The 17,700-nt window shown below is 51.3% G+C and carries 12 protein-coding genes; 3 read left to right on the top strand and 9 right to left on the bottom strand.

What is annotated here, in order from left to right; genetic code table 11:
• Positions 1-148: 148 nt before the first annotated feature.
• A complete protein-coding gene (locus BMW93_RS05580) occupies positions 149-1,327 on the bottom strand; it encodes a thioredoxin fold domain-containing protein (RefSeq protein ID WP_090374207.1) in 1,179 nt (392 codons plus the stop codon).
• A gap of 140 nt (positions 1,328-1,467) precedes the next feature.
• Here BMW93_RS05580 and BMW93_RS05575 point away from each other — a divergent pair, with 140 nt between their 5' ends.
• Complete coding sequence (locus tag BMW93_RS05575) at positions 1,468-1,839, top strand: hypothetical protein (protein WP_090374206.1); 372 nt, start codon at positions 1,468-1,470, stop codon at positions 1,837-1,839.
• 84 nt (positions 1,840-1,923) lie between these two features.
• Positions 1,924-3,294, top strand: a complete 1,371-nt coding sequence (locus BMW93_RS05570) for an RNA polymerase sigma factor (RefSeq protein ID WP_177194017.1) — start codon at positions 1,924-1,926, stop codon at positions 3,292-3,294.
• A gap of 315 nt (positions 3,295-3,609) precedes the next feature.
• On the opposite strand, the gene BMW93_RS05565 is transcribed toward BMW93_RS05570, so the two are convergent.
• From BMW93_RS05565 to BMW93_RS05530, 8 genes are all read right to left on the bottom strand, one after another.
• The gene (locus tag BMW93_RS05565) at positions 3,610-4,683 is read right to left on the bottom strand and encodes a phosphatidylinositol-specific phospholipase C1-like protein (protein ID WP_090374204.1); all 1,074 of its coding nucleotides are present in this window, start codon (positions 4,681-4,683) and stop codon (positions 3,610-3,612) included.
• Between the two features lie 190 nt (positions 4,684-4,873).
• Positions 4,874-5,656 (bottom strand): NIPSNAP family protein, encoded by a 783-nt coding sequence (locus BMW93_RS05560; RefSeq protein ID WP_090374203.1) that lies wholly within the window; start codon positions 5,654-5,656, stop codon positions 4,874-4,876.
• Between the two features lie 70 nt (positions 5,657-5,726).
• Positions 5,727-6,902 carry a serine hydrolase gene (locus tag BMW93_RS05555; RefSeq protein WP_090374202.1) on the bottom strand — a complete coding sequence of 392 codons (1,176 nt, stop codon included), beginning with the start codon at positions 6,900-6,902 and terminating at the stop codon, positions 5,727-5,729.
• A 92-nt stretch (positions 6,903-6,994) separates the two neighbouring features.
• Complete coding sequence (locus BMW93_RS05550; RefSeq protein WP_090374201.1) at positions 6,995-8,185, bottom strand: helix-turn-helix domain-containing protein; 1,191 nt, start codon at positions 8,183-8,185, stop codon at positions 6,995-6,997.
• A gap of 62 nt (positions 8,186-8,247) precedes the next feature.
• Positions 8,248-9,705 (bottom strand): glycoside hydrolase family 30 beta sandwich domain-containing protein, encoded by a 1,458-nt coding sequence (locus BMW93_RS05545; RefSeq protein WP_090374513.1) that lies wholly within the window; start codon positions 9,703-9,705, stop codon positions 8,248-8,250.
• 83 nt (positions 9,706-9,788) lie between these two features.
• Positions 9,789-11,255 (bottom strand): RagB/SusD family nutrient uptake outer membrane protein, encoded by a 1,467-nt coding sequence (locus BMW93_RS05540; RefSeq protein ID WP_090374200.1) that lies wholly within the window; start codon positions 11,253-11,255, stop codon positions 9,789-9,791.
• Between the two features lie 12 nt (positions 11,256-11,267).
• Positions 11,268-14,234, bottom strand: coding sequence for a TonB-dependent receptor (locus tag BMW93_RS05535; RefSeq protein WP_229240219.1), 2,967 nt, complete (start codon positions 14,232-14,234; stop codon positions 11,268-11,270).
• Between the two features lie 333 nt (positions 14,235-14,567).
• Positions 14,568-16,532, bottom strand: coding sequence for a 7TM diverse intracellular signaling domain-containing protein (locus BMW93_RS05530; RefSeq protein WP_229240217.1), 1,965 nt, complete (start codon positions 16,530-16,532; stop codon positions 14,568-14,570).
• Between the two features lie 161 nt (positions 16,533-16,693).
• On the opposite strand from BMW93_RS05530, the gene BMW93_RS05525 reads away from it, so the two are divergent.
• Complete coding sequence (locus BMW93_RS05525; protein WP_090374197.1) at positions 16,694-17,590, top strand: pentapeptide repeat-containing protein; 897 nt, start codon at positions 16,694-16,696, stop codon at positions 17,588-17,590.
• Positions 17,591-17,700 lie beyond the last annotated feature (110 nt).

The following is a 17,700-nucleotide window of genomic DNA, read 5'->3' as shown; positions in this document are numbered from 1 at the left end:
GTCAATGATCGCGATGATTACGATCACCTGTTTCGACATTGGGCCGCTATCATTTTGTGTCCGCGATACAACTAGGGTATAACAAAGCAGAGCGCCCCACAGCGATTAGCTATGGGGCGCTCCGGCCTTTTTTGCGGTTTAATGGGTTTTACTTTTTCGTTAACTCCTCAATCAATTCCCGCGCCTCATCGCCGCTTTCCCCCTTCTCATTGGATATTTGCAATGCCGCCTCCGCCGCTTTTAGCGCCAGCTCTTTATTACCTGCTTTCTTTTGGAGTTGTGCATAAATACGCAGGTGATCATAGGTTCTATTCAAATTCACCACCTTACTCATGATCTCGGCACCTATTGACAATGTTTCCCGATCCTTTGCAAAATAATTCAGGTAGGCGCCGGTTTCATACATGGTTTGCCAATCCGCCGCACCGATGGTATTTCCGTATTTCAAAGTTGATTTGGCGTAGTTGAGCCAGTCCTCCCGCCCGCCATAAAAGTAAATTTGCACGAGCGACAGCATTTTAATACTATCGGCAAAGTTACCGGCTGCGACTTTTCTCAGACCACTCATCAATATCAGGTCGTTCTGCCGGCCAGCGATACCGGCCGTACCAGTCATAATCCTCTGTGCTCGTTTTTCGACTTCGGGTTTGCCAAACAGCGGAATAAATTTTTCCTGATTTTGCAGCAGATATTGGGTTGCAGTCGATTTAAAATCAAGGTCGGTTTCAAAAATAAACCTTAAATTCTTTTCCGATCCCAGTGCATTGGCTGGTTGCGTGCTTAGATATTCGTCTGTTACTTTTTCTTTCGGATTATTATCAACCATATAATATTTTAGCGCCTTGCTCAGATTAAAAAGCAGTTCCGGCGACTTCTCACCCCCGTTATATGTGGCGAGCATCGAAAAGAGTGCAGTATGGGGATCGGATGCATTCCGGCCATCCCGGATGAAATCGTCTGCGGGCTTGAAACCTGAACTTTGGTGAAGCTTTTCCCCCTTTTTATCAAAATACAAATAAGTAGGAAAACCCACGATGCCGTGCTGTTTCGACAAAGCCTCCCCTGCGCCTCCATCCTCGATGTCAATTTTATAGTTGATAAAATTCGCATTATAATAATCGACTACATTCTTGTCTGTAAAAACCTCCTTTTCCATTTGCCGGCAAAAGCGGCAGGATTTTGTCTGCGCATACACGAAGATTTGCTTTCCGCTTTTCCCGGCATTCTGAACGGCTTCGTCCCAGGAAGTGGTCGTAAACGCAATGCTCTGGGCGCGGCAAATAGTGGCGCAAAAAATCAGAAGTATCAGGTAGAGAGGTTTTTTCATGGACGGTATCTGAGTGGTGACTTTTAACAAAACTAATATTTTGAAAAATCTATCATCTAAATATCTTCTAACAAAACCAGGATTTATTTTTATTTTAGATCGAATATCAACGGTTTCAAACTTTAAACTTCTGACGCAACATGAAAGTAAAATACTATCTCCTGATGGTTATCGCGATGGGTTTGGTTTCCCTGGCTGCCACAAAAGCAATCCTTCCCGCGGACATTATCGGTACCTGGAAATACCTGATCAGCGACGTTCCGCCTGAATACGAATCCGGATTTTTTACTTTCGAGCAGAAGGACAATAAGACCACCGGCTACGTGGGCGACACTGAAAAGCAGGAAATGAAGGAACTGACTGTGGATCAGGACAAAGTAATTTTCACCATCGAGAGCCAGGCGGGTGTTTTCAAATACAGCTTCGCGCAAAAAGGCGATACATTAACCGGCATCGTTTCATCGCAATACGGTGACTTCCCGATCAAGGCGGTCAGAGAGGCTAAAAAGTAAGGCTGCGACGCAAAAATTGTCTGCCTGAACTGCAACCATTTGAAAGAAATGCATCATTGAAAGGCACAGTTTTCAATCATGTATATGTCAGACAGTTTTTGGGAAGCTGCGTACCGACAGAATATCGCCAAAATGATCGGCGTATGCTGTCGGTATACGCAAAACCGGCAGACGGCCGAAGACCTCGCGCACGACGCCTTCCTCGTCGCGATCGATAAAGTTTCCAGCTTTGAAAACAAGGGGCCTTTCGAGGCATGGCTGCGGCGGATCGTCGTCAATGTGGCCTTACAGCACCTGCGTGAGCAGAAACGACAGGAAAAATGGGAGGCGGCGCATGCCTACCAGACCATTATCCATGAAATTCAGGACGAAAACCCGTTCCACGACGATCGCGTCTTTTCGGAAGCAGAGCTGTTGGAAGTGATCAACTCCCTGCCTGATCATCACAGGCTTGTATTCAACCTTTACGTCGTCGACAATTTCACGCACGCGCAGATTGCCTCCCTGCTCCATATCAGCGAAGGCACCTCTAAATCACATCTGTCGCGCGCCCGGAAACGGGTGCGGGAACTTCTTCATGACAAGCTCAGGAACGGCAAGGAGCGCAAAAGGGCGTTTTTCTGGCTATTGCTCCCCTACCCGTTCGGTGGTATCGACCGCCTCGTTGCCGGCAAGCTGAGCAACCTCGCCATTCTGCCGCAAAGGAATACCGCATTTCATATGCTACACGAAGCACATGCTCCCGTTTTCAAACCGGCAGGTATTTCATATGCTACCTATGTCAAAACCGGTGTGCTGACGATCGCTACCGCCGTTTTCCTCGCGGGTGGGCCTGAGGTACGCTTGCGCGACGATGGCAGAGCTATTCTCCCGGTACGATATCCGATGCCTGTTTCGACCCCGGATAGCCCCCCGCCCACTGCAACCATTTCTGAAAATCGCATCATAGTTGAAAAAACTAAAATTTCAGAACCGATGAAAAATCTAAGCGCTTTGGGAGGATTACTGGTGGCAAGTCTGGCTTTGGACACGGCTCAACTGACGACCGGCCTACCGGATGCATTGAAAAACCGGCAAATAACGATCAGCGGCATCCCGGGACTTGCGGCCAAGCCCGAAATCGTCCGGACGGTCGCCCAACGGAATGCCGATCCGACCTCGGGTACATTCTATGCGGCTAAACTGTTCTGGTCCGCAGAGAATAGTGAATTGTATTTTTTGGGAAATGATGTAAAGGTGAATGTGAGCAGCAACAAATTCGCCGGCGCCGGCAAATTCTCGTTCCTGAACAAGGTAAGCTACCTCGTTGTGGACGGCGTCGCAGTGAAGCAAAACCAGACCATTAAACTCCAAGAGAAGAAATACAATCTGGTCAGTCTGGATGGAGCGGAAGGAATGCGAAAATATGGCGAGAACGGGAAGTCGGGCGTTGTGGAGATTAGTTTGGCCGAATAGGCGGAACGGCCCCGCTCGTTAGCGCGGCGGGACTGTTAGCTAGCCTTCGGCTTCAAAGATTTCCCGGTAAATCTCGCTGTATTGCTACTGCTGTAAAATCGATATGGATGTAGGTAAATTTAATAAATATCCCTCCATTTGCAGTAAAATTGATAAACTTAAATTCCTCAAACTTTTGCAGTAAAACAGTTTTGCTTGCAGTAAAACGATTAAAATATCCATCTTTTGCAGTAAAACAGTTAAAATCTCTGACCCTTTAATGCAAATGGGCTGCCCAGGAAGCAGCCCATTTGCATTATGCGTTAAAAAACGTAATTAATGGCTCCCAGCCGCAACAAATGCCGGATTGGCCCGGAAATATTTGCCGCCCTCGAAGCTCACGGAATAATCCGATTTGAAATGTGTGCTTTTGAGGTAGTAATCGGTGGTGATGATCTGGGCACCGGAGCCACAGGCGGCCTCGAAACCGCTTTTATCGTTTTCGCGTGCCTGGCGCGTATCCGAGTCGGCGCGCGTACGGATGATGTAGCCTTTTTTCACGAGGCCGGCGATTTCCGGGTCCTTGGGGTTGTTGCGGATCGTCATCGCGGCCTCGGGCTTGCCTGGGTCCGCACACACGAACATCACGCGACCTTTCAGCGACGGGTGGCTGGCCACGTACATATCCATTTTCGCACCATGGTCGTCGAGCAGGAAAAGGAATTTACCTTTCGCATTCTTTACGGTCGGCCAGTTGTTGTTCAGCACAGCGCTTTCGAGGGTTTCATATTTGCCCCTCACGATGTCGGGCGTGATAATGTGGTTTTTACCAAGCTTTTCAGTCAGTATTTTATCCAGTTCACTGAAAGCGCTTTCGTCGAATGTTTCCGATGAAGCCAGTCCGGTGTTTTGTCCGGCGCGGCCTTTGGCTTCGAGCGTGATAAAGACGGGCGTATGGTCAGGATGTGCTTCCGACCATTTCCGCATGGCTTCCAGGCAGTCGTTCAAAGTCAGGTAATGGCTGCGGAAATCGAGGTCGGGAACATGCAGGATCTTGAAGCCGGGCTGTTGCATTTTACCTTCCGGGTCGAATGCGGGCTGGTTGGGTACCATATCGAGCCCTTTCGGATGGGCATAACGCCCGCCTTTTTCATCCGAATACACATCGATTTCGAGGTTACGGAGACCCATATTCAGCTGCTCGACGATCCCGATATGCTCGTAATCGATTTTACTCGCCGCTACCGAATCCTTTTTCTGAAACGCCTTGAACAATGCCGGGTCGATCGCCTGCTTGTAACTGTTATGCGAACCGATCACCTGTATCCGGTTGATCGGCAGATTGTCCGTGTCGGCCAATTGGGAAGCCGGCAAACCCAGCGCCAGCAGTAAACTTAAAATCGTTTTCATAGTGAAGATAAAGGGGCCGGCGGAGCGAATGTCGCAGTTGTTGACAACGCGCTCACCGACCTGTCTGTTTCCACAAAGTTAAACGATGAGACCAGTGTGGTGACATTATATTTGTGTTACCACCGTTGCGGCTAAGTTAACAGGCTGTGCCGGACCGCAGATCCGGCACAATAGCGTTCACACACTTGCCCTACACCTGCGAATACGCCGTCGGAGCCAGGAAGCTGTTACTGATTTTGGAAATGGTATTGGCATACTGCGAATCTCCGATCAGCTTTTTCCACGCGGGGTCGGCAATGAATGCGGTCCAGCCTTTGTCGCGCGCCTCCATGCTCGCACACGAGAGCAGGTACGTGAGGCGCGGGAGCCTGTCGCCGGCGATGACGTCGCCGAAGAAGACGGGGTTGAGCCCTGCCCGCTGAAAAATCGGGAACTCGCCGTCATGGAACATTTTGATTTTCCTCGTTACGGCATCTTCACTGTATCCTTCGTACGTCCGCAGTTCGAATACCCGTGGCTCTGCGGCAGGAACCGTTATGGCGGGCCAGCCTTCGAATGCCACCATCAGCGAGGAGGTAAACCGGCTGTATAATGCTTTATCAACCGGAATACCGTTGTATGCAGCGCTATTTTTGATGTACTCCTGATCGGTCTTTAACTTGTCGTGGATCGCGAGGCGTTGTTCCAGGGAAGCATAAGGCGTGAGCAAAAAGAATTTGGTCGGGTCGGATGGCCGCCATTCTTTGAACACGCCCACCGTTTTTACCCCAAGCTTATTCAATGCAGGGATAAGCGCCGTTTTGAAATAATTTTCCAGCTGCGACTGGTCCGCACCGAAGCGCATTTCGTATTCGCGCCATTCATAAATTTCCCTGCCCGCCGCAGGTGCATTACCGGTTAATGTGTTGTTGGTGCCAACGGCCGTTCCCGCTGTGGCCGCGAGTGAGGATTGTAGGAATTTCCTGCGTTGCATAATTTGTGATGTTTTTAGATTGTATCGAATACCGCCCTGATATCGCGGCAAAAGTGTATGTGAAGCCGTTTCAGAACAACAAATTGAACGTACTTTTCGCATTGAGCACCGCCACGCTGGATGGCGACCAGCCATTGAGCAATATCGCAATAGTTGTCTGATAATCGGGAAGATAGAATACTTTTCCGACAAACCCATACACATGCCCGTCATGGCCGATGGCGGTGCCGTGATCGGTTTCGAGTTTCATCAGTCCCAGCCCGTATTGCTTGTAATATTTCAGTTCGTCGGGCAGTGTGGAAGGGTCGATGTCCTGGTAGGTATGCATCAACGCCAGCGAGGCCGGCGACAGGATTTTGCCCGTCAGCAATGCTTCCAGAAACATGGCCAAATCTCCCGAAGTGGCGATCATCCCCCCATCCAGCGCACCTTCGCCACCGACCGCGTTGTTGTCTAACCAGGTCACCTCCTGCATGGCACCATCGGTTTCAAAGTAAGATTGGGTGAGTGAAGAAGGCAAAACCACACTCGCGGAGGTATTACGCAGCCCAGCCGGCACGATCGCCTTTTCGCGGACGATACTGTAAGCACTTTGCCCCGTCACCGCTTTGATGATCTCCGAAAGGATCAGGTAATTGGTATTGCAATAGTTTCCCTTGCCGAGCGGGTAGTCGGCCGGTTTATCGTACACCAGCGCCAGGTTCTGCGCCGCGGGGTATTTGACGATCTTCCCCGTGGCGATGCCCTCGATCGTCACGTCGTCAAGGTATTCACGGATACCCGACGTGTGGTTCAGGCATTGTTCGATGGTCGCCTCGCCGGCATTGGCGATGCGGCCGGTTACGCTGGCCGGCAGGTGTTTGCTGATCTTGTCGGTGATCGACAGCTTGCCCTCCTCCTGCAATTTCAGGATGGTAACGGCCGCGAACACTTTCGAAATACTGCCGACGCGGAGCGTATGTTCGGGGTTCATGGCAATACCTTTCGCTTTGTCGGCATAGCCGCCCGTTCCGTGCCACGTGCCTTTCGGCGAGCGTATCGTTACGCTTACGCCCGAGGCGCCGGCTTCCATAAACCCGCTGACAATTCGCTGATACTTTTCTGCATCGGGGTGTTCGACGGGCGGAACGTGATCTTTGATGCAGGCAATTGTCCAAACGGCCAGGATAGCTGCCAGGAATGCTGTACGTAATGCGTTGTTGATGATCCGGTTCTGGAGATACCGGCGGATAGTCTGTCTTTTCATCTTTGCTGGTTTAAAGTTTTGGCAAAGATGACATAGCACAGATCAGGCGTCGCCCCGGCGTGTAGGATGGCACAAAGTTGAAGCGTCCGGCGCTATTCTTTTGGTGGAAGATGAATGTCCTGCTGTGCCAGGAACTCGCTGGGCGACAAGCCGGTATGCTTTTTAAAATTACGGTTAAAGGAAGTTTTGGAGTTAAACCCGCATTCGAGCGCCAAATGGAGTAATGTGTACTTCTGGTTTTCATCAGACCCCGCTATCCGGGTAAACTCGGCGATCCTCAGGGCATTGATGTAGTCGTAAAAGCTTTTGTTACCGATCATATTGATGACCTGCGAAAGGTGATTGGCATTGGTACCGAGCCTTTCCGAGAGTTGTACCAATGTTAGTTCCGGGTCGGTAAAAAGCCGCTCGCGGGCCATCAGATCTTCCAGGTTCTGGTACATAACGAGCGCCACCTCCCGGCTCAGGCCCGACCGGGCGTATTTCGGTTTCCCGACGGCCTCCTGCCCCGTATCGTCCAATTCCGGGATAATTTCCCGTGAACCGGCCGCGCCCACCGCGGCCGGCGGTGCAACGGCGGTTTCCCGCGCAACACCCGCCTGCTCCCAAGCGAGCCCCGACTGACCCGTGAAAATCCCGGTTTGCCGGATGCCGAAATAGCCGATAAAACATACGAACATCACCACCGCGCCGAAAATATAGGCTTCGTCGTCCAGGAAGATCGTCAACCAGATTACCGATATGCCGGCGATCAGGTAACGCAGCCACACGAGGTTAATCTTTTCCGTGTTAGAGAACCGGGCGTCGATACGGCTGCGATGCTTTTGGAGCCTGAGCCACGAAAACAGCGCGTACAATGTGCCCGAAAGCACGATAGCGACGAGCAACAGCAACTGCCGGTCGCGAAAACCTTCGCCTTCATGCTGGTATACCTCTATTTTCCGTCCGGGCGTCAACAGGTAAAAAGGCAGGATGAAGAAATAGGCCAGCATGATTGGCACAAAATGAAGGAACCTGTGCCGCGGTTTCATCTCGTGCCCGGTCAGCTCGGACGTGTACAGGTACAACAGCGGCCCGTAAGCGAGCGGAAGGGGAATTTCAGCACCCAGTAAATAAGGAAACCGGAGATACCTCCCGCTCGCGACCGAGTAGTACAATGCCAGATGGATGCCGATCAACACCAGCAAACCCAGCAACACATAGTCGGCACGGGTCTTGTGCTGTTTTCCCCACAAAACGACGGCCAGGAAGAAAGTAATCGTCAGCCCTATCAGACTCAACATGTTCGATTGTTGAAATTTGGAACGCGGTTTGAGCTGCCTAACTTAGCGATTTTTGCCAGAACTTACTTCCAGACAAACGTCGCCACCGCATTGGGATCGATCGTGTAGGTGAACTGGCTGCCGTCTGCCGCGATCGTGAGCTTCTGGTTATCCTGCCCCTGGTTCAATACGACCAGCACTTTCGAGCCATCGGCATTTACGAATGCGACGTGTTCCAGCCGGCTCGCCGCGCTCAGCTTGTCGGACTGAACCCGGAATGCGCCCGGCCTCACGAATTTAGACATGTGAGCAATGGTGTAGTATTCCACGTTTTTAGTAATGCTCCCATTGGCCGAAATCGTCACCACACCGCGGCAATTGTCGCAGCCCTTGTTTTTGGGACCATCGTTTTCATCCAGTGCGATGTTCCACAGCAGCGCATTCTTCGACCAGTTGTTGGCGGTGCCGATGAAGATATTGGACATGTTCCATTTCAGATTATCGGAGAAATTGGTAGCCCAGCGCCCGCCCGATATTTCCGTGAAATACAGCCCTTTGTCCGGAAACTGGTCGTGCACCTGGCTCATGGCCGAAACATTCCCGCCATAAGCGTGAAATGCCGATCCGGCCACGTACTGGCTCGCCTTCGGATCATTGAGAATGGCTATCGGATAGCCCGGCCTGTCCCAGTTATGATCGTACAAGAGGATTTTGGTTTTGATAGCCTTCCCCTGGAACAGTGGCCCGAAGTGATTTTTGATAAACTTGCCCTGTGCTGCCGAATCCATGCCCATCGAAGGATAAGCGGCTTCGTGCAGCGGCTCATTCTGCACCGAAATCGCGTCGATAGCGATTCCCTCCTTTTGGTAAGCATCGAGATATTTCATGAAATAATTGGCATATGCCCCGTACCATTCCGGTTTCAGGCTCCCGCCGGCCAGTTTACCGCTCGTTTTCATCCACGCCGGCGCCGACCACGGCGTCGCCATGATTTTGATCGCCGGTTGCAATGCGACCACCGATTTCAGCACCGGTACCAGGTCCGCCTGATCTTTGGCAATGGAAAACTGCTTTAAATCCGCATCCGTTTGCCCGGCAGGCAGGTCATTATAAGTGAAATCTTCCAGCGAAAAATCCGACGCGCCCATGGTAATGCGCAGGTAACTGATGCCTATGCCCGCCTGCGGATCGAAAAGGTCTTGGAGCAGGGCCGTGCGCTGCGGCGCATTCAGTTTTTGGTTGATCAGATAGGCCGAAGAACCTGTTAATGCAGCCCCGAAACCTTCCATTTCCTGCAATTTGGTCGAAAAATCGATATTGATCAGGTTGGCGGACGGGGAGCCTGTGCCCGCTTTTACGATCGGGAGCGGGTTTTCACTTTTGAGTAATTTGCTTTGCGTACCGTTCGTAACCCAGACCGCCACTTTGTTGGCCGTTGTCGTGTCAACCGGTGTTGGGGAGTTACCATCCGGCGTGCTACCCGAGCAACTGTTGAATGCAAGCGTCAGGCCCCCGAGCGACATTATCAGAATTTTTTTCATGGATTTGAGTAAAAAAAGGAAAGCCATGCCCGGACGGATGTGTTTCAAACACCCGCCGATCAGGCATGACTTCAAATGAATTTTTAGTAACCCTTATTCTGGGTCAGGTTGGTATTCTTGTCGATCTCACCTTGCGGGATCGGCCACAGGAGCCTGTTATCGGTCAGTTTGTAGTTCAAACTGTTACCCGAGCCATCCTTTACCGCTTCCATCACCGGCACCACGCGTCCCGTGCGGTTGAGGTCGTACCAGCGCTGGCCTTCGAATGCGAGTTCGAGGCGACGTTCCTTCTCGATCGCCAGACGCATCGCCGCCTGATCGGCCGCCGTGGTAGCCGCCAGTTTGGCACGCGTCCTGATCTGGTTTACTAATGTTCTTGCGCCGGCCAGGTCGCCGGTTTCGTTCAATGCTTCCGCTTTCAGCAGGAGCACGTCGGCCAGGCGGTACATAATGATGTTCTGCGAAGCGTCGGTATTCCGCATTTTGTAGGCGAATGGAAACTTCGTCAAAGCCCAATACTTGTCCGACCATTTGCCGGTTACATTCGCGGTGAAAATCGTCGATGCCTTGCGAACGGCGTCCTTTTCGTCGTCGAAAGCCTTTATGAGGTCATTGGAAGGCGTGTTGAACTTCTTCCAGTCGGTGCCGTAGAACATGGACGAGCCCCAGTTTCCACCGGTCGACCAGTCTTCGAAATTCAGTTCAAAAATGGCTTCCGCACTGTTTTCGTGCTTGCCATCCCACAAGTCCTCGAAATTAGGCATTAAGGTATAACCCAGTGCGATTACCTTGTCGGCATTCTCCTTCACTTTCGCCCAGTCCTTGCGGGTAGCGTACACCTTCGCGAGCAATGTATGTACCGCGCCTGGCGTAACGGTCATTTTGTTCGGTCCGGATTGCGGTACCGCCGGAGCGGCCTCGTCCAGATCTTTGATAATCTGAACATACACTTGCTCAGCCGTGCTTCTGGCCGGGTATAGCTGGCCGTAAATCTCCTCCACATTTTCGGAAGTAATGGTCGGCAGCTCGTCCACCACCAGCGGTACATCGCCATAAATCCGCACGAGGTCGAAATAGGCACGGGCGCGGATGAACTTCGCCTCAGCCACGATCTGTGCCTTGCGCGTAGCCGATAACGAAGCGTCGGTCACCTTAGGAACATTGGCTATGATCGAATTGGCACTTGCAACGTGGTTATACAAATACTGCCAGTCCCTGGCCGCTACCGCATTGGTAGAAAGAATCCGGAACTCGTCGACCTCGAACCAGGCCGCATTATCGGCACCGGCATAGGCATTGTCCGACTCCCCGTCGCCTACGATGAAATAATCCATCACATAATATTCCGATGAACCATTCTTGAATATCGCGTAACTGCCGGCCAGCGCGGCTTCGGCACTCGCAGCGTCCTTGATAGACGAACCGGCGGTACCGGTACCGCTTCCGCCTACCACGGTTTGAGAAATCGGTTGTAAATCCAATTGGTCCTGGCATGAGGGAAGCAGCATCGACGATCCCAGGATAATGGCTATATAATTGATCTTTTTCATAAATCTCCTGAATTAAAAAGTAACATTAAGACCTGCCACAAATGCGCGGGATACCGGGTAGGTTCCGTAGTCGATACCCAGGGTGGCACCGCTCGATGTGAATGCATTCACCTCAGGATCAAACCCTTTGTACTTGGTGATCGTAAACAGGTTTTGGGCTGTCAGGTAAACGGTGGCCCGACTGAGCTTGATTTTCTCCGCGAAATTTTTGCTGAGCGCGTAAGAAATGGTCGCACTTTTCATGCGCAGGAAAGAAGCGTTTTCGACAAAGCGCGAGGATATCAGCGAGTTGTTCACGTTTCCATCGGTCGCTCTTGGAATATCGGTGATGTCGCCTGCCTTCTGCCAGCGTCTCAGCACCTCGGTCGACTGGTTCTTGCTGTCGTACATTCCCTCGGTTTCCAACCTCGAAGCATTGAATGCCTTATTACCCTGTGAGCCCTGGAAGAGGAACGAGAGGCTAAAACTCTTGTAAGTCAGGTTGTTGTTCATCCCGTAGGTGAATTTCGGCTGTGCCGAGCCCAGTATCGTGCGGTCGGAAGGCGAGAAAGTGCCGTCGCCATTGACATCCCGGTAGATCATATCGCCGGTTTCGGGGTTTACGCCGTCGGCAATGTATCCATAGAAAGTCCCGAGCGAAGCGCCTTCCTGTAAAATGATGATCTGGTCGCTGCGGCCTTCCACGTCGGCATAGCGGTACACCTTGCTCAGCTGCAACTCGGTGATTTTGTTACGGTTAAATGCAATGTTGAAATCGGTGGTCCATTGAAAATCCGATTTATCGAAATTGATGGTCGACAAAACAAATTCCAACCCCTTGTTTTCCAGCTTGCCCGAGTTTCTAGGCATATAGGAATAGCCGCTCGTATTCGGCAGAGGCACATTCAGCAACAGGTCGTTCGTCTTTTTCAGGTAGGCGTCCGCAGTGAATGTCATGCGGCCCTGGAACATGCTCAGGTCCACACCGATGTTGGTCTGCGTGGTGGTCTCCCAGCGCAGGTCCGGGTTAGGCGCATACGTAGGAGGCGTCACGGCCGGGCCCGAAGGCGGGGTGGTCGGTGTGCGGCGCGTGTAAGTGTTCAAGCCGTACGAAGCATAGTTGGCCAGCCCTTCCTGGTTACCATTCTGCCCCCAGCCACCACGGAGTTTCAGGTCGGTGATAAATTTCACATCTTCCATGAAAGGCTCCGCCGAAATACGCCAGCCTGCCGATACCGACGGAAAAAAGCCCCACTGGTTGCCTTTGGCCAGCTTCGAAGAACCATCCGCCCGGAAGTTAGCGGTGATCAGGTATTTACTGTCGAAGTTGTACATCAAGCGGCCCAGGTAGGAGTTCAGGAACCATTCCGACTGCTCGGTGTACGCGTCGGTGATCTCATTGGCCGCATTCATCGTTTTCACGACGCCGTCCGACGGGAAATCGCGGCCTGCCATGTAGGAGTTATTCCAATTGTTTTTCTGGACGGTAGTACCTGCCAGTGCCGAAAATTCATGTTTCTCCCACTTTTTCTCGTAGTTGAGCGTATTTTCCCAGAGGTAGGTAAACGAGTTGGAACGGGTTGCATTGCCTAGCCCGTGGGTGCTGCCGTTGGCGCCCCAGCCTTCCGTCGTGCGGTAAGGATCGAGGTAGTAGTCGTTGGCATGGTTCATGAAATCGATCCCGAAGTTGGAACGGTACACCAGCCCTTTGGCAATGGTGAAATCCCCGGCCACATTACCGAAAATGCGGTTGTCCTTAGCCGCCTGGGTAGGACCGAACATCGCAGCCAGCGGGTTATCCCAGCCTGCTTTGAGCGGGTTTGTCGAGAAAATGGTACCGCGGATCGAGTCCTGGCTATAAACACCCATCGTCGGCGGAGCGCCCAATGCACCCAGTACCACGGCGTTACGACCTGCATTGTTGTTATCCTTCACGTCGCGGATCTTCGCATTCGAATAGCTGAGATTGGTCGTCAGCTTGAACCAGCTTTTGATCTGGTTATCCAGGTTCATCCGGAACGAATACCGACGGTAGCTGGCAGGCTGGATGATCCCCTTGTCCTGCGTGATCGCCCCGGAGACGAAATATTTGTTCTTGTCGGTACCGCCAGAGAACGAAAGCTGGTAATTCTGGTTGTGCCCGGTCGTAAAAACCTCCTTGTTCCAGTCGGTCGTCTGGCTGCCTACGGAAATATTGTGCCCCATTTCATTCATCAGGTCGACGTATTGCTGCGGGTTCAGCACTTCGATCTTCTTGGCCATGTTCGAAACGCCGTAATAGGCCGAGAAATTCACCTGCGACTGGTTCGCCTTACCCCTTTTGGTCGTCACGATCACGACGCCGTTGGATGCCCTCGCACCATAAATAGCGGCCGAGGAAGCGTCTTTCAACACCTGAATGCTCTCGATATCGTTCACGTTCAGGTCGCGGGTATCCATCGTCGGCACGCCGTCGACTACGTACAGCGGCTCGTTACCCGCCTGCACGGACGTAGCGCCGCGCACGCGGATGGACAATGCGCTGCCGGGCTTGCCCGAAGGCTGCGTCACCTGCACCCCCGCCGCTTTTCCCTGCAATGCCTGTGCGGCCTGCAAAATGGGCCGCTCTTCGATGTCCTTCGTATTCACCGAGGCAATGGAAGTCGTCACATCCCCGCGTTTCTGCGTACCGTAACCGATCACCACCACCTCGTTCAGTGTCTTCATATCCGCCCCGAGTGTAATATCGATCTGCGTTCGGTTGCCCACTGTAACTTCCTGCGTTCCATAACCGATAAATGAGATGACCAGCACCGCCTGTTCGTTGGGCACGCTGATCGAATAATTGCCGTCTACATCTGTCACAGTACCTGATTGCGTCCCTTTCACCAGCACGCTTGCCCCCGGCAATGTCTGATTTTGCTGATCCCTGATCACCCCTTTCACGGCGATATCCTGCGCATGCGCGAGGGTAACTGCCGTCAGAATCATGGCAATGAACATCGTAATTCTCTTTCCCATAGGATGTTAATGAATTATTGGTAATTAATCTGATAATTTTTAGGATAATTCCATGTGGCAAAGTTAGGGATACTTTGAGAAAATCAATAAACAAAAATTTATCTAAATGGCTGTAAAATAGATACTTACATTAATATTGATACGGTTTGGCACCGTAGCCAAATCCGCACGATCCGCCTGATTTACAGCCCGTATCGCACATGTGGAGGCATATCTGCCCATGCTTGCTGATACGCCTGCAAACCGCCGATTTTTGATTAAAAAAATGTAGACATGCCCCGTAAAATTTTTAAAAGGAGTTACATACTGGGGCATCAGGGGGCATTGACGGCGTTAAGCTGTTTCCAGGGAGTGTTCCAAAACCAGCAGGCTCCATCCCTCGCCCGATTTGGACGCGGCGATTTCCTTGCGGCGGTCTTGCATCACTTTTTTGATCCGGCTCGCGTAAGCCCAGCAGGTACCTTGCCGGATGGAGAGTATTTCGGAAAGTTTGTGGGAAGAGATTTTGCCTTTTGTCGTGTACATCAAAAAGACCATATAAAACGCCTTGTTGATGGGAATGCGGGTGTTCTGGAAAATCGTATGAGCGATCACCGACTCGTCGTAGTCGCATTTGGCGCACCGCCGACTGTAAGGGGTATGGCCATGAAATGAATGATCGTGACCACATTTCCGGCATTGGTAATGGTCGCTCGCCGTCTCGTTGCCCCATTTCATCGCGGCCAGAAACTTGAAACAACTGTCGTTGTCGGGATAAATCTTGCTGAATTCTTCAAAATCGACTTCCGCGGACATTACCCGCGCCTGCGTGACCTTCACCACATTGGTATGCAGCACCTCGTTGTCTTTTTCCAGCAGCAGGTTCATTTGCAGGATTTCCTCTTTCTGTTTTTGCAAAAGCGCATTCACTTCCGTCAGTTCCTCGTTTTGCGCCGCTATAATCGCCGATTTTTCGAGTACCTCGTGCGTACGCTCCCGCACCTGCGCTTCCAGCCTGCTATTCAGCGAGTCCTTCAACTTTTCATTGACCATCATCTGGTGAATGATCTGCTTTTGGGCCTTATCCTTCTTCCTTTTCAAAATCCGCACCTTATCCCCGATCGCAAAAGACAGGAAAACCATTTCGAGCACAAAACAAATGCTGAGACTATAATAGGTGACCACACCGAAATTGAGGCCCTCGACATGCAGCATCAGTAACAACTTGTGAATGAATCCAATAGACAAAAATGTATATCCCAACACAAAAAACCTGGCCGGGTGGTAACCTTTCCGGTAAATGTAGATACCCGTGTAAAAAGCCACCGCCAGCGGCACCAGCTCTACGAACTTGTAGCTGAACCAGTCGGTATTGAAGAAGAGGCAGACCACGAAAAAGACGGTCCGCAAAGCCATGATACCCACGATAATGCGGTCGAGCACCGGGGCTTTTCTGGGCGTGTAAAGCAGCGTCCGCGTGAATTGCAATGCGAAAATGCTGACGCCGTACAATGCAATGCCGTAGGCGTACTGGTTCCATTCGGGCGCATTCGGCCAGAGGTATTGGTAGGCGACCCCGTCGATGCACATTTCGAAAAGGCCTACGCACAGGTTGTAAAGTACATAATACAGGTACTGAACCTGACGTACTGCGAGGTACATCATCAGGTTATAGAAGCTGAAAACCAGCACCATACCGTAAAATATCCCGAAAATAAAATACTCGTCCAATGCATACCGGATGAACCGGTTCACCGACCGGAGTACGATGATGGCGTCGGCAGTCTGGTGCGACTTGACGCGGAAATAATAGGTACCGTCAAATTGCGCATCGTTGGCAATGTTGAGCTCGAAGTTCTTGTGTGCATATTCCCGCTCGCTGAACGGCAGCTGGTCACCCATCCGCCGCATGCTATACCCGCCCTTTCCATCCGGCAGGTAGGCGGTAATATCGTCGATGGTCTGGTCGAAAAATTCCAGTATCCAGTTCTTGCCGCTTTCAGGATTGTGCCGGATTTTGACCCTGAACCAGTAGGTTGATTTCAGGTGGTAATTTTGAGGTGTATTGGTCGCGCTATTGACAAAACGGCCGTTCAAAGGCGGCGACAGGATTTGTGAGAGGCTATAAATGCCCGCCGTATCTTCCAGGTACTGGATTTCCTCCCCGACAAAAATGTGCTGATCTTCCGAATCGGTTATCGCCCTTACACGCTGCGAATATGCGCCCGTGAGCGTCATGAGCATAACCAGCAGGCCAATTGCTATGGATTTGGTGCCACTTAGAAAGACGGGTGCGTGTAAAATTGAAGCCTTGATCACGGTATATCAGTTTCCAGCATTGATGATTTTACCTCTAAATTACCATTTTACAACCACAAGTAGCGGGTTTACAACTATTGGTAGCGGGATTCTTAAAGACCGCCGAGAACCGCCTGTATACATTTGCAACATCGAAAATAAAAACACAAACACGAATTTCTATGGAACCGAATCTGGTTGGAAACAAGATTGTCGCAGCACGCAAACAGGCAAACCTTTCGCAATCGCAACTCGCAGAACAACTATTTATCAGCCCGCAGGCGGTGGGGAAATGGGAGCGCGGGGAGTCCGTGCCGGACATTATTACAGTAACGAAGCTCGCGCAAATCCTGGGTGTCGACCTGAACTATTTTTCGGAAGGCTTTACCTCTGCCGGAACGGAAAATACAACTCCCGGGCATTCAACAAAGGCAGGGGAAGAAGTGGCAATCGCAAAGCAATCGGGCAAACCTAACTGGGACATGTCACGGGGCAACTGGGTGGATGCGGATTTTTCGGGCTTGAAGAACCTGCATGAAAAGTTCGCCTCGTCCAACTTGCAGCGCTCCAAATTCATCGGCTCGGACATGTCGAACCTCATCATGAAAGCCAATAATGTCGAAAGCTGCGATTTTTCAAAGTCTGACCTGAGCAACAGCCAGTTCGAAAACTCGCACCTCGTAAGCAACACATTTAACGAATGCCTGCTGCAAGAAGCCCGTTTTTCCGGAAGCTACCTGAAAGGCTGCGACTTTACGAACGCGGATCTGACCGGGACGCATTTTAGAAGAAGCTCGTTGCTGAAGACCATCCTAGCGAATGCGATACTGAACCGTACCTCGTTCGATGAAACAGACCTTTCCGCCATCATTTTCAATGGCGTCGTACAGGATTGCACCTTCGATAACTGCTCGTTCTCCAAAGTCATTTTCCAGGACGCGAAGCTCATCAACACATTCTTCAAAGGCAAAGGCATGAAAAACATCCGCTTCGAAAACTGTGAAGCAGACCGGCTAACGTACGAATTCCTGAAAAGCGGGAAGGCAGACCTGACGGGGGTTAGTTTGATGACTGAATAAAATTACCGGAAGGTTGTGCGCAATGGCAAGTCGGGCCATTATAATATTTGCAAATGCAACAGGAAGGATGTAGGTACCTCCATCCTTCCTGTTGAAATATTGCCCGCCTC

This window comes from Dyadobacter sp. SG02 (assembly GCF_900109045.1).
GTDB lineage: Bacteria > Bacteroidota > Bacteroidia > Cytophagales > Spirosomataceae > Dyadobacter.
This window is presented reverse-complemented; position numbering and strand designations above follow the sequence as displayed.

Bases quoted from the DNA above. Each gene is read 5' to 3' on its own strand.
- BMW93_RS05580 (WP_090374207.1), bottom strand. From the start codon at position 1,327: ATGAAAAAACCTCTCTACCTGATACTTCTGATTTTTTGCGCCACTATT.
- BMW93_RS05575 (WP_090374206.1), top strand. From the start codon at position 1,468: ATGAAAGTAAAATACTATCTCCTGATGGTTATCGCGATGGGTTTGGTT.
- BMW93_RS05570 (WP_177194017.1), top strand. From the start codon at position 1,924: ATGTCAGACAGTTTTTGGGAAGCTGCGTACCGACAGAATATCGCCAAA.
- BMW93_RS05565 (WP_090374204.1), bottom strand. From the start codon at position 4,683: ATGAAAACGATTTTAAGTTTACTGCTGGCGCTGGGTTTGCCGGCTTCC.
- BMW93_RS05560 (WP_090374203.1), bottom strand. From the start codon at position 5,656: ATGCAACGCAGGAAATTCCTACAATCCTCACTCGCGGCCACAGCGGGA.
- BMW93_RS05555 (WP_090374202.1), bottom strand. From the start codon at position 6,902: ATGAAAAGACAGACTATCCGCCGGTATCTCCAGAACCGGATCATCAAC.
- BMW93_RS05550 (WP_090374201.1), bottom strand. From the start codon at position 8,185: ATGTTGAGTCTGATAGGGCTGACGATTACTTTCTTCCTGGCCGTCGTT.
- BMW93_RS05545 (WP_090374513.1), bottom strand. From the start codon at position 9,705: ATGAAAAAAATTCTGATAATGTCGCTCGGGGGCCTGACGCTTGCATTC.
- BMW93_RS05540 (WP_090374200.1), bottom strand. From the start codon at position 11,255: ATGAAAAAGATCAATTATATAGCCATTATCCTGGGATCGTCGATGCTG.
- BMW93_RS05535 (WP_229240219.1), bottom strand. From the start codon at position 14,234: ATGGGAAAGAGAATTACGATGTTCATTGCCATGATTCTGACGGCAGTT.
- BMW93_RS05525 (WP_090374197.1), top strand. From the start codon at position 16,694: ATGGAACCGAATCTGGTTGGAAACAAGATTGTCGCAGCACGCAAACAG.